We start from the raw sequence: 13,631 nt of genomic DNA on the forward strand, positions 1-13,631 counted from the left end.
GGCCACCGCCCTCCTCGACCTGGTCCGCGCCGAGACCGCCACCGCGGCCGGCCTCGCGGCGGGCAGCGCCGTGCCGCCCGGGAAACCCTTCCAGAGCCTCGGCTTCGACTCCCTCATGTCCGTCGACCTGCGCAACCGGCTCTCCGCCCTCAGCGGCCTGCGCCTGCCCGCCACCCTCGTCTTCGACCACCCCACCCCCGCCGCCCTCGCCGCCCTCCTCCTCACCGAACTCGACCTCGCCTCCGCCGAGGCTCCCGACCCGGCCCGACTCGCCCTGGAAGCCCTCGAAGAGGCCCTGCGCACCCCCACCGACGACCCCGCCCTCGTGGTCCGTCTGCGCGCCCTCCTCACCCGCCTCGAAGCCCCCACCGCAGGCACCCGGGACACCGGCGACGACCTGGACGGCGCCAGCACCGCCGAACTCCTCAGCCTCATCGGCGACGAGTTCGGCATCCGCTGACCCACCCGATCCCCCTACAGCACGCACGGAGCACACCATGCCCATGGAGATGGAAGTCCCCCTGCCCTACCAGCGGGACGACGTCTGCCCCTACGACCCCAGCGCGCGACTCCGCAGGGCCCAGCGAGACGAACCCGTCACCAGGTACCGGATGGTCGACGGCCGGGACATCTGGGTCGTCACCCGCTACGACGCCGTCCGCGAGGCCCTCAACGACCCCCGCCTCAGCAGCGCCCTCACCCCCCTCACCCTCATGGTCCCCGGCGTCGACGACACCGGCCTCGACGTCTCCCCGGGCAGTTTCGTCAACATGGACCCTCCGCAGCACACCCGGCTGCGCCGCACCGTCGCCGCCGGCTTCACGGCCCGCCGGATGCGGGAACTCGTCCCCCGCCTGGAGAAGATCGCCGAGGACTGCCTGGACGCCCTCGAACGCGAGGGCCATGGCACCGACTTCATGACCGCGTTCGCCAAGCCCTTTCCCCTGCTGGCCATCTGCGAACTCCTCGGCCTCACCGAGGCGCAGCGCGAGAGCTACCTGAGGATCACCGAACAGGCCCCCGGACTCGCCGCCACCGCCGAGGAGGCGACGGAACTCGTCGCCGCCGCCGACCGGTTCATGCGCGACGTCGTCACCGCCCAGCGCGCCGAACCCGGCGACGGCATGATCGGCATGCTCGTACGGGACCACGGCGACGACCTCTCCGACGCGGAGATCACCGGCATCGCCAACATGCACCTCACCGCCGGCTTCGACACCGTCGCCAACACCCTCGGCCTCGGCCTCCTCGCCCTCCTCGACCACCCCGACCAGTTCCTCCTGCTGCGCGACGACCCGGCCGTCCAGGACACCGGCGTCGAGGAACTCATGCGCTACCTCAGCGTCATCTCCGCAACCGGCGGCCGGACCGCCACCGAAGACCTCGACATCGCCGGAGTCACCGTCAAGCAGGGCGAGTTCGTCGTGCCCGCCCTCGCCGCCGCCAACCGCGACCCCGACCACTTCCCCGACCCCGACCGCCTCGACCTGACCCGCCCCCAGGGCCGGCAGGTCGGCTTCGGGTACGGACCGCACCGCTGCCCCGGCGCCGCCATGACCCTCATCGAGATGAAGGTCGGCTTCACCGCACTGCTGCGCCGCTTCCCCGACATCCGGCTCGCCGTCCCCCGCGACGAGATCGCCTTCCGCGGCTACAACATGGTCCACGGCGCCCTCGCCATCCCCGTGACCTGGTGAGCAGCCGCCACCCCTAGAGATCCGCCCCCCGCCGATAGGGGTGCGGAGTGGATCTCTTCTGGGGGTTACACCGACGCCGTGCGGCCCTAGCGTCCGACACAGGCACCTCGACCGTCCCGCCACCACCGACGGCACCACCCTTGGGAGCCACAAGGCCATGAACACGTCCCTCGACGAGGTCATCGAAGCGCTGCGCACGACGCTGTCGGAGAACGAGCGGCTGCGCCGCACCAACCAGCAGCTCACCACCGCCGCCACCGAACCGCTCGCCGTCGTCGGCATCGGCTGCCGCTTCCCCGGCGGAGTCGAAGGCCCCGAGGACCTGTGGCGGCTCGTCGCCGAGGGCCGGGACGCCATGACCGGACCCCCCACCGACCGGGGCTGGCAGCACCTGCCCACCTACAACCCCGGCCACCAGGGCGCCTTCCTGCCCTCCGCCGCAGGCTTCGACGCGGGCTTCTTCCGCATCTCCCCGCGCGAAGCCCTCGCCATGGACCCCCAGCAGCGCCAGCTCCTGGAGGTCTCCTGGGAGGCCCTGGAGCACACCGGCATCGACCCCGCCTCCCTGCGCGGCTCCCGCACCGGCGTCTTCGTCGGCGGCGCCCCCCAGGAGTACGGCGCCCTCCTCGCCGGCTCGCCCGACGACACCGACGGCTACGCCATCACCGGCCTGCCCGCGAGCATCCTCTCCGGTCGCGTCGCCTACACCCTCGGCCTGGAAGGCCCCGCCCTCACCGTCGACACCGCCTGCTCCTCCTCCCTCGTCGCCCTGCACCTCGCCGCCCGCTCGCTACGCGCCGGGGAGTGCGATCTGGCGCTCGTCGGAGGGGTCCTCGTCATGACCACCCCGGCGATCTACGGCGAGTTCGACAGCCAGGGCGGCTCCGCCTCCGACGGCCGCTGCAAGGCGTTCGCCGACGGCGCCGACGGCACCGGGTGGGGCGAGGGCGCGGGCGTCCTCGTCGTCGAACGGCTCTCCGACGCGCGCCGGGGCGGGCACGAGGTGCTGGCGGTCGTCCGGGGTTCGGCGGTCAACCAGGACGGTGCCTCCAACGGCCTGACCGCGCCCAACGGCCCCTCCCAGCAACGGGTGATCGGTGCCGCGCTCGCCGACGCGGGCCTCACCCCGGCCGACGTGGACGCCGTCGAGGCACACGGCACCGGGACGAAGCTCGGCGACCCGATCGAGGCGCAGGCCCTGCTGGAGACCTACGGCCGGCACCGCGAAGAGCCGCTGTGGATCGGCTCCGTCAAGTCCAACCTGGGCCACACCCAGTTCGCAGCCGGTGTCGCGGGCGTCATCAAAATGATCATGGCGATGCGCGCGGGCACCCTGCCCCGCACCCTCCACGTCGACGAACCCACCCGCCAGGTCGACTGGACCACGGGCGACGTCCGCGTCCTCGCCGAAGCCCAGCCCTGGCCCGAGACCGGCCGACCCCGCCGCGCCGGAGTCTCCTCCTTCGGCATCAGCGGCACCAACGCCCACGTCATCCTCGAACAGGCACCGGACCCCGGCCCCGTCCCCGACACCCCCACCCGCACCCTCCCCGCCGTCCCCGTCACCCTCACCGCCCGCACCCCCGAAGCCCTCCGCGCCCAGGCCGCCCGCCTCCTCACCCACCTCGACCGCCACCCCACCCCCTCCCTTCCCGCCCTCGCCCACAGCCTCGCCACCACCCGCACCCCCCTCGACCACCGCGCCACCCTCACCGTCACCAACCTCCCCAAGCTGATCAAGGGCCTCCAGGCCCTGACCGACGGCGACGACCTCGCCGGCCTCGTCCAAGGCGCCGCCACCGGCGGCGGAACGGCGTTCGCCTTCGCCGGGCAGGGCGCGCAACGGGTCGGGATGGGGCGGGAGTTGTACGCGGCGTACGAGGTGTTCGCCGCCGCCTTCGACGAGGTGTGCGCCGGTTTCGGTGAACTGGGCCTGAAGGAGGCGGTGTTCGGAGGTTCCGCCGATGAGTTGGCGGAGACGGGGCTCGCGCAGCCCGCGCTGTTCGCCGTCGAGGTCGCGCTGACACGGCTGCTGGAGTCGTGGGGCGTACGCCCTGACGTCGTACTCGGGCATTCGCTGGGCGAGTTGACGGCGGCGTACGTGGCCGGGGTGTGGTCCCTGGAGGACGCCTGTCGCGTGGTGGCCGCGCGTGGACGGCTGATGCGGAACCTGCCGTCCGGTGGCGCGATGTGGGCCGTCGAGGCCGAGGAGCCCGAGATCGCCGAGGCACCGGGCGTGTGGCTGGCGGCCGTCAACGGGCCGCGTGCCGTGGTGCTTTCGGGTGAGGAGACGGCCGTGCGGGAGGCGGCCGAGTCGTTCGCCGCCCAGGGCCGCCGGGTCAAGCGCCTCGGGGTGAGTCACGCCTTCCACTCGGGCCTCGTGGAGCCGATGCTCGACGCATTCGCCCAAGTCCTCGCGCAGGTCACGTACAACGAGCCGCTGATCCCGGTGATCTCGAACGTCACCGGCGAGGTCGCGGGGGAGGAGCTGACCACCCCCGCTTACTGGGTACGCCACGTCCGCGCCGCCGTCCGGTTCGCCGACGGCATCGGCGCCGCAGCGGCCCAGGGCATCTCCAACGTCCTCGAAGTCGGCCCCGACGGCTCCCTGTCGGCGCTCGTCCGCGAAGCCGGACCGGGCCTGATCGCGGTGCCCGCACTGCGCCGGGACCGCAAAGAGCCCGAGGCACTGCTCGCGGCGCTGGGGGAGGCGTACGCCCACGGCGTCACCGTCGACTGGGACACCCTCCTCGGCGGCGCCGGACCACGCGTCCCGCTGCCGACGTACGCCTTCCAGCACCGCCGCTACTGGCCGCGTCCCGGCACTCCGGCCGGCAGCCGCCGCGAGGACGCCCGCCGTTACCGGATCACCTGGCGGCCGACCGAGACGACGCACACCGAACTCACCGGCCGCTGGCTCCTCGTCGGCACCGAGGACACGTCCGCCGTCGCCGAGGCCCTGCGTGACGCCGGTGCCGAGGTCGAGACCGCACCCGACGCGCGCGCGGCCCAGGGCGAGTACGCGGGCGTCGTCGCGCTGCCGCAGGGACCCGCCGACGCGGTGGCCCTCGTCCAGGATCTGCGGGCCGCCGGAACGAAGGTCCCGCTGTGGTGGCTCACCCGGCACGCCGTGGCCGTCACACCCGGCGACACCGTACGGCCCGACGCCACCCGCCTGTGGGGTCTCGGACAGGTCGTCGGGCTGGAGGAGCCCGGCTGGTGGGGCGGGATCGTCGACCTGCCCGCCGTATGGGACGACGGCACCGCCACCGCCCTCACGGCAGTCCTCGCGGGCGGCACCGGAGGCGAGGACCAGCTCGCCGTACGCGCCACCGGAGTCTTCGCCCGCCGCCTCGTCCGCGCCCCCCTCTCCGCCCGCCCGCCCGTCAAGCGATGGCAGCCGCACGGCACCGTCCTGATCACCGGCGGCACCGGAGGAGTCGGCGCCAACGTGGCCCGCTGGGCCGCCACCGAGGGCGCCCGCCACCTGGTCCTCACCAGCAGGCGCGGCGCCGACGCCCCCGGAGCGCCCGAACTCGGCCGGGAACTGGAGGCACTCGGCGCGTCGGTCACCTTCACGGCCTGCGACGCCGCCGACCGCGACGCCCTCACCGCGATCCTCGCCGGGATCCCCGAGGAACACCCGCTCACCGCAGTCGTCCACGCGGCCGGAGTCGTCCGCTACACCAAGGTCCGCGACCTCACCCCCGAGGAACTCGACGAAGTCCTCGCCGGGAAGGCGACGGGCGCCCGGCACCTGGACGAGCTGACCGCCAGGCTGGACCTCGACGCCTTCGTCCTGTTCTCCTCCGGCGCCGCAGCCTGGGGCGGCGGCGCCCAGGGCGCTTACGCCGCAGCGAACGCCTACCTCGACGGCCTCGCCGAGGCCCGGCACGCCGCAGGCCGCCCCGCGACCTCGCTGGCCTGGGGCATCTGGGGCGGCGACGGCATGGGCGCCGACCTCGACGAACAGTCCCTCGCCCGGATGGGCCTCGCCCTGCTGGACCCGGCGCTCGCCCTCGCCGTCATGCGTGAGGCCGTCGAGCACGACGAACCCACCCTGACCGTCACCGACACCGACTGGTCCCGCTTCACCCCCGTCTACGCGGGCGCCCGCCGCCGTCCCCTCATCGAGGACATCCCGGAGGCAGCGCAGTCCCTGACTCCCGAGGAGCAGCCGGACGACTCCCTGCGCGCCCGCCTGGAACGGCTCACCGAGAACGAACGCCGAACCGCCCTCCTGGACCTCGTCCGCACCCGTGCCGCCGCCGTCCTCGGCCACACCGACACCACCGAAGTCCCCGAACTGCGCGCCTTCAAGGACTTGGGCTTCGACTCCCTCACCGCGACCGAACTCCGCGACCGCCTGAACACTGCGACCGGCCTCACCCTCCCCGCCACCCTCGTCTTCGACCACCCCACCCCCGCCGCCCTCGCCACCCACCTCGGCCATCAACTCCAAGGCGACGCCCGACCGTTGACCGGAACCGTCGTCGTCCACCGCACCGACACGGACGACCCCCTCGTCGTCGTCGGCATGGCCTGCCGGCTCCCCGGCGGCGTCACGAACCCCGACGACCTGTGGCGGCTCGTCCTCGACGGCCGCGACGCGATCCTCGACGCCCCCGAGGACCGGGGCTGGGACGCGTTCGGTGACACCAGCGGCCTCCGGGGCGGGTTCCTCGCCGACGCGACCGGCTTCGACGCCGAGTTCTTCGGCATCTCGCCGCGCGAGGCCCTGGCCATGGACCCGCAGCAGCGACTGCTCTTGGAGACCTCGTGGGAGGCCCTGGAGAGCGCCGGGCTCGACCCGACCCGCCTGCGCGGCTCCCGCACCGGCGTCTTCGTCGGCGGCACCCCCACCGGATACGGTGCCCTCCTCGGCGACGGCGGCGAGTCCGGCGGCTACCTCCTCACCGGCAACAGCGGCAGCGTCATGTCCGGCCGGATCTCCTACGTCCTCGGCCTGGAGGGCCCGGCACTGACCGTCGACACCGCCTGCTCCTCCTCCCTGGTCTCCCTGCACCTCGCCGGACAGGCCCTCACCCGGGGCGAGTGCGACCTCGCCCTCGTCGGCGGCGTCGCCGTCATGCCCACGCCGGGCGCCTTCGACGAGTTCGACCGACAGGGCGGCCTAGCCGGCGACGGCCGCTGCAAGGCCTTCGCGGACGCCGCCGACGGCACCGGCTGGTCCGAGGGCGCCGCCTTCCTCGTCGTGGAACGGCAGTCGGACGCGCGCCGCCTCGGGCACCGTGAACTGGCCGTCATTCGTGGTTCCGCGATCAACCAGGACGGCGCCTCCAATGGGCTCAGCGCCCCCAACGGCCCCTCCCAGCAACGGGTGATCGCCCAGGCCCTCGCCAACGCGGGCCTCGCGCCCGACGAGGTCGACATGGTCGAAGCACATGGGACGGGTACGCGGCTCGGTGACCCGATCGAGGCACAGGCGCTGTTGGCGACGTACGGGCAGGATCGTGAACGTCCCCTGTATCTCGGGTCGTTGAAGTCGAACATCGGGCACACCCAGGCCGTCTCCGGGGTCGCGGGTGTCATCAAGACCGTGCTCGCGCTGCGGGAGGGGGTGCTGCCCAAGACCCTGCACGTGGACGCGCCGAGCGGACAGGTGGACTGGTCGGGGGGGTCCGTGGAGTTGCTCACGGAAGCGCGGGAGTGGCCTTCGGACGACCGTCCGCGCCGAGCCGGTGTCTCCTCCTTCGGGATCAGCGGGACCAACGCCCACGTCATCCTGGAGCAGGTGCCCGGGGTGGAGCCTCGTCCGGTGGCCCCCAGCGGACCGCTTCCGTGGGTGCTCTCGGCGCGGACAGAGGCCGCGCTCCGGGCTCAAGCCGCTTCGCTGGGCGCCTATGTGACCGACCGTCAGGACGACAGCTCCGTCGCAGTGTCTCTCGCCGCGTCGCGGGCGGGCATGGAGTGCCGGGCCGTGGTGGTCGGCGGGGACGGGGAGGCGTTGCGTCGGGGGCTGGCCGCCGTCGCTTCGGGGGCGGCTGACGCGGGTGTGGTGCAGGGGCGGGTGGGGGCGGGGGGTGTGGTGTTCGTGTTCCCGGGTCAGGGGTCGCAGTGGTCCGGGATGGCGTTGGAGCTGTTGGATTCCTCGCCGGTGTTCGCGGGGCGGATGGCGGAGTGTGGGGAGGCGTTGTCGGGGTTCGTCGACTGGTCGCTGAAGGACGCCCTGCGCGGTGATCTGGAGCGGGTTGATGTCGTGCAGCCGGTGTTGTGGGCGGTGATGGTGTCGCTGGCGGAGGTGTGGCGGTCCTTCGGGGTCGAGCCCGCTGCCGTGGTGGGGCATTCGCAGGGGGAGATCGCGGCGGCTGTCGTGGCCGGGGCGTTGTCGTTGGAGGACGGTGCCCGGGTGGTGGCGTTGCGGTCGCGGGCGATTCTCGCGCTGTCGGGCAGGGGCGGGATGGTGTCGGTGCAGTTGTCTGCTTCCCGGGTGCGTGAGGAGTTGGAGCGCTGGGACGGTCGCATCGATCTCGCTGCGGTGAACGGGCCCGCGTCGGTGGTGGTCGCGGGTGAACCCGGGGCGCTGGGCGAGTTGTTGGCGTGGGCGGAGTCGGAGGGGGTGAGGGCGCGGCGGATCGCCGTGGACTACGCCTCGCACTCCTCCCATGTCGACGCGGTGCGTGAAGAGTTGGCGGGCCTGTTGAAGGACGTGTCCCCGCAGCCGTCCCGTGTCGCGTTCTACTCCTGTGTGACCGCCGGCCGCCTTGAGACAACTGCGCTCGACGCCGACTACTGGTTCCGCAACCTGCGCCGGCCCGTCGAGTTCGAGGCCGCCACCCGAGCCCTCCTCGACCAGGGCCACACCCTCTTCGTCGAGGTCACCCCGCACCCGGTCCTGACCAGTGCCGTCCAGGACACGGCGGACGGCATGGGCCGCGACGTCACCGCGACCGGCACCCTCCGCCGAGACGAAGGCGGCCCGGAACGCCTCCTCCTCTCCCTCGGCGAGGCCTACGCCAACGGCGCCCCCGTCGACTGGAGTGTCTTCCTCCCGGAGACCGACAGCATCGACCTGCCCACCTACGCCTTCCAGCACAAGCGCTACTGGCCCGACGTCTCCGCCGCTGTCGGCGCCGGACGACGGCTCGTGGACGAGTGGAAGTACCGGGTGGTGTGGCGGCGAGGGACGGTCGCCGAGGACGCGGTGCCGGACGGCCGCTGGCTGTTGGTCGCGCCGCCGGAAGGTGTCGCGGAGACGCTGCGTGCGGCGGGTGTCGAGACGGAGGTCGTGCAGACGGCCGACACCCTCGCCGGGGACTTCACCGGGGTGCTGGCCGCGCCCGCCACCGTCGAGGACGCGCTGACGCTGCTGAAGAACCTCGACGCGGCCGGTGTCCGGGCCCCGCTGTGGTGGCTCACCGAAGGCGCCGCCGCCGTCAGCGCCGACGAACCCGTACGGCCCGAGGCCGCCGCGCTGTGGGCGCTCGGTCAGGTCGTCGGCCTCGAACACCCCGACTGGTGGGGCGGCTTGATCGACTGGACGCCCGAGGCAGGCCCGCTGCCGGTGGGCGTCCTCAAGAGCGGGGCCGAGGACCAGCTCGCCGTACGCGCTTCCGGCGTCCACACCCGCCGCCTGGTCCGTGCCGCCCGCCCCGCCCGCGAGGCCCGCCCGTGGCAGCCGCACGGCACGGTCCTGATCACCGGCGGCACCGGCGGCATCGGCTCCCACGTCGCCCGCTGGCTCGCGAGCGCCGGTGCCGAACACCTCCTGCTGCTCGGCCGACGAGGCGCCGACGCCCCCGGGGCGCCCGAACTGGGCCGGGAACTTGAGGCACTCGGCGCGTCGGTGACCTTCGCGGCCTGCGACGTCGCCGACCGTGACGCCCTCGCCGCCGTCCTCGCCGACGTCCCGCTGACCGCTGTCATCCACGCGGCGGGCATCGCCACCTTCGGAGACGTCCTGTCCGCCACCGCCGAGGCCACCTCCGCAAAGGTCGATGGCGCCCGGCACCTGGACGAGTTGACGGCCGGCATGGACTTGGACGCGTTCGTCCTGTTCTCGTCCGGCGCGGCGGTGTGGGGGAGTGCCGGGAACGGCGTGTACGCCGCCGCCAACGCCTACCTGGACGGCCTCGCCCACGAGCGCCGCGCCAAGGGCCTGCCGGCCACCTCCATAGCCTGGGGCGGCTGGGCCGACGGCGGCATGCTCGGCGGCGCCAACCAGGTCGCCGACCAGCTGGAGCGCATGGGCGTACGGCGGATGCGGCCCGAGCCGGCCATCGAGGCGATGCGCGAGGCCGTCGAGTACGGGGAGACGACGCTCACCGTCAGCGACATGGACTGGGAGCGGTTCGCGCCGGTCTACGCGTTGTCCCGGCGCCGCCCCCTGATCGAGGAGATCCCCGAGGCGGCCCGCGCCCTCTCCGGCACCGCCTCCGAGGGATCCGAGGGAGATGGCAACCGGCTGCGCGACACCCTCACCGGTCTCACCGCCCTCGAACGGCACGACACCCTCGTCTCCTTGGTCCGTGAGCAGGCGGCGGCCGTCCTCGGGCACACCGGGCTCGACGGCGTCACCGAGGACCGCGCCTTCAAGGACCTCGGGTTCGACTCGCTCACCGCGACCGAACTGCGCAACCGGCTGAACGCGGCGACCGGGCTGAAACTGCCCGCCACCCTCGTCTTCGACCACCCCACCCCGACCGCCCTCGCCGAACTCCTGGCCCGGGAACTCGCCGTCGGTGCCGTCCCCGGGGACGCCCTCCACGCCCAGCAGGACCTGGACCGCGCGGAACAGTCCCTGCTCAAGGCGGCCGAGGCACCCGACATGGACCCGGACACCCTCGCCGACATCGCCCAGCGGCTGCACGACCTCGCCGCCCGGCTCACCGGCACGGCAGCCCCCGTCCGCTCGTCGGCCCTGCTGGACTCCGCCACCGACGACGAGATCTTCGACCTCATCGACGGCGACCTCGGCGTCGCCTGAACCCGTGCTCTCCCGCCTTCCGCAGGACGCCCCACCACACCGAACTGGAGTCGGCCACATGACAGAGGACAAGCTCCGCACCTACCTGCGGCGGGTCACGGCGGAGTTGCAGACCACCCAGGAGCGGCTGCGGGAGTCCGAGGAGAAGTGGCGCGAGCCGCTCGCCGTCGTCGGCATGGCCTGCCGGCTGCCCGGCGGCGCCGACTCGCCGGAGAAGCTGTGGCGGCTCGTCGACGAGGGCATCGACACCACCGGCGAGCTGCCCACCGACCGGGGCTGGGACCTGGAGGGCCTCTACGACCCCGACCCCGACAAACCCGGCAAGACCTACACCAAGGAAGGCTCCTTCCTGTACGACGCGGGCGACTTCGACCCGTCGCTCTTCGGTATCTCCCCGCGTGAGGCCCTGGCCATGGACCCGCAGCAGCGGCTCCTGCTGGAGACCTCCTGGGAGGCCGTCGAACGCGCCCGCATCGACCCCACGTCCCTGCGCGGCTCCCGCACCGGCGTCTTCGTCGGCGGCCTGCCCACCGGGTACGGCGCGATGCTGCTGGACTCCGAGGAGGACCAGGGGTACGCCCTGACCGGCGGCACCGGCAGCGTCATGTCCGGCCGCGTCTCCTACACCCTCGGCCTCCAGGGCCCGGCGGTCACCGTCGACACCGCCTGCTCGTCCTCGCTGGTCGCCCTGCACCTCGCCACCCAGTCGCTGCGCCAGGGCGACTGCTCCCTCGCACTCGCCGCCGGCGTCGGCATCCTCGCCACCCCGGCCGCCTTCGTCGTCTTCGCCCGCCAGCGGGGCCTGTCCGTCGACGGCCGCTGCAAGGCGTTCGCGGACGCCGCCGACGGCATCGGCTGGGGCGAGGGCGCGGCGGTCGTCCTGCTGGAGCGGCTCTCCGACGCCCGCCGCAACGGCCACCCCGTGCTGGCCGTGATCCGGGGCTCCGCCGCCAACCAGGACGGCGCTTCCAACGGCCTCGCAGCCCCCAGCGGACCCGCCCAGCAGCGCGTCATCCGACAGGCCCTCGCCACAGCAGGACTCGCCCCCTCGGACGTCGACGCGGTCGAGGCCCACGGCACCGGCACCCGCCTCGGCGACCCCATCGAGGCACAGGCCGTCCTCGCCACCTACGGACAGGGCCGCGACACCGACCGCCCCCTCTACCTCGGCTCCCTGAAGTCCAACATCGGCCACACCCAGGCCGTCTCCGGTGTCGCGGGCGTCATCAAGACCGTCCTCGCGCTGCGGGCGGGCGTCCTGCCCAAGACCCTCCACGTCGACCAGCCCTCCACCGAGGTCGACTGGACCGCCGGGAACGTGGAACTGCTCACCCGGGCCCGCGAGTGGCCCGACACCGGACGTCCGCGCAGGGCGGGCGTGTCGTCCTTCGGGATCAGCGGGACGAACGTCCACGTGATCCTGGAGGAGCCGCCCTCGGAAACGCCGGAGGCCGCCGAGGAGAGCCCGGCCGCGCAAGACGCTCTCCGCACCGACCTCCTCCCCTGGACCCTCTCCGCCGCCACCCCCACCGCCCTCCGCGACCAGGCCGCCCGCCTCCACGACCACCTCCTCACCCACCCCGACCTCACCACCCCGGCCGTCGCCCACTCCCTCGCCACCACCCGCGCCGCCCTCGAACACCGCTCGGTCGTCCTCGCCACCGACCGCCTCGGCTTCCTGACCCGCCTCCAGGCCCTCCAGGACGGCACCGAGGACATCCCCGGCGTCGTGACCGGCGCCGGCACCAAGACGAAGACGGTGTTCGTGTTCCCCGGTCAGGGATCGCAGTGGACGGGGATGGCGCTCGAACTCCTCGACTCCTCACCGGTGTTCGCGGCGCGGATGGCGGAGTGCGAGGAGGCGTTGTCGGGGTTCGTCGACTGGTCGCTCAAAGAGGCGCTGCAAGGTGACCTTGAGCGGGTTGATGTCGTGCAGCCGGTGTTGTGGGCGGTGATGGTGTCGCTGGCGGAGGTGTGGCGGTCCTTCGGGGTCGAGCCCGCTGCCGTGGTGGGGCATTCGCAGGGGGAGATCGCGGCGGCTGTCGTGGCCGGGGCGTTGTCGTTGGAGGACGGTGCCCGGGTGGTAGCTCTGCGGTCGCGGGCGATTCTCGCGCTGTCCGGCAAGGGTGGGATGGTGTCGGTGCAGTTGTCCGCTTCCCGGGTGCGTGAGGAGTTGGAGCGCTGGGACGGTCGCATCGATCTCGCTGCGGTGAACGGGCCCGCGTCGGTGGTGGTCGCGGGTGAACCCGGGGCGCTGGGCGAGTTGTTGGCGTGGGCGGAGTCGGAGGGGGTGAGGGCGCGGCGGATCGCCGTGGACTACGCCTCGCACTCCTCCCATGTCGACGCGGTGCGTGAAGAGTTGGCGGGCCTGTTGAAGGACGTGTCCCCTGTGGCGTCCCGTGTCGCGTTCTACTCCTGCGTGACCGCCGGCCGCCTGGACACATCCGCACTGGACGCCGACTACTGGTTCCGCAACCTGCGCCGGCCGGTGGAGTTCGAGGCCGCCACCCGAGCCCTCCTCGACCAGGGCCACACCCTCTTCGTCGAGGTCACCCCGCACCCGGTGCTGACCAGCGCTGTCCAGGACACGGCCGACGGCATGGGCCGCGACGTCACCGCCACCGGCACCCTCCGCCGAGACGAAGGCGGCCCGGAACGCCTCCTCCTCTCCCTCGGCGAGGCCTACGCCAACGGCGCCCCCGTCGACTGGACCCGCTGCCTCCCACAGACCGACAGCATCGACCTGCCCACCTACGCCTTCCAGCACAAGCACTACTGGATGGAGATGCCCACAGCCACCGCCCTGATCGGCCGCCCGGTCGACGCCTGGCGCTACCGCGTGACCTGGCGTCGGCTCACCCCGGCCGGGAGCCCGACGCTGGACGGCGAGCGGGGGCAACAGCTCGGATACCGGAGGTCGATGGCTACCGCGCTGTCGGGTCACATCGACGACCTTGGTGGTGTGGTGAGAAGGTTAAAGACTTCGT

General features: G+C 73.2%; 4 protein-coding genes. All 4 read left to right on the top strand.

What is annotated here, in order from left to right:
• On the top strand, positions 1-460 hold a 460-nt coding region (locus tag ACVNF4_RS22870), incomplete at its 5' end, for an acyl carrier protein (protein WP_461804738.1).
• Positions 461-497: 37 nt separating this feature from the next.
• Positions 498-1,697 (top strand): cytochrome P450, encoded by a 1,200-nt coding sequence (locus ACVNF4_RS22875; RefSeq protein ID WP_461804739.1) that lies wholly within the window; start codon positions 498-500, stop codon positions 1,695-1,697.
• 157 nt (positions 1,698-1,854) lie between these two features.
• Complete coding sequence (locus tag ACVNF4_RS22880; RefSeq protein WP_461804740.1) at positions 1,855-10,644, top strand: type I polyketide synthase; 8,790 nt, start codon at positions 1,855-1,857, stop codon at positions 10,642-10,644.
• Between the two features lie 58 nt (positions 10,645-10,702).
• Positions 10,703-13,631, top strand: a 2,929-nt coding sequence (locus ACVNF4_RS22885; RefSeq protein WP_461804741.1) for a type I polyketide synthase, incomplete at its 3' end; no start/stop codon positions are given.

This window comes from Streptomyces sp. S6, from assembly GCF_054880855.1.

Coding starts and splice junctions, on each gene's coding strand:
- ACVNF4_RS22875 (WP_461804739.1), top strand. CDS start 498: ATGCCCATGGAGATGGAAGTCCCCCTGCCCTACCAGCGGGACGACGTC.
- ACVNF4_RS22880 (WP_461804740.1), top strand. CDS start 1,855: ATGAACACGTCCCTCGACGAGGTCATCGAAGCGCTGCGCACGACGCTG.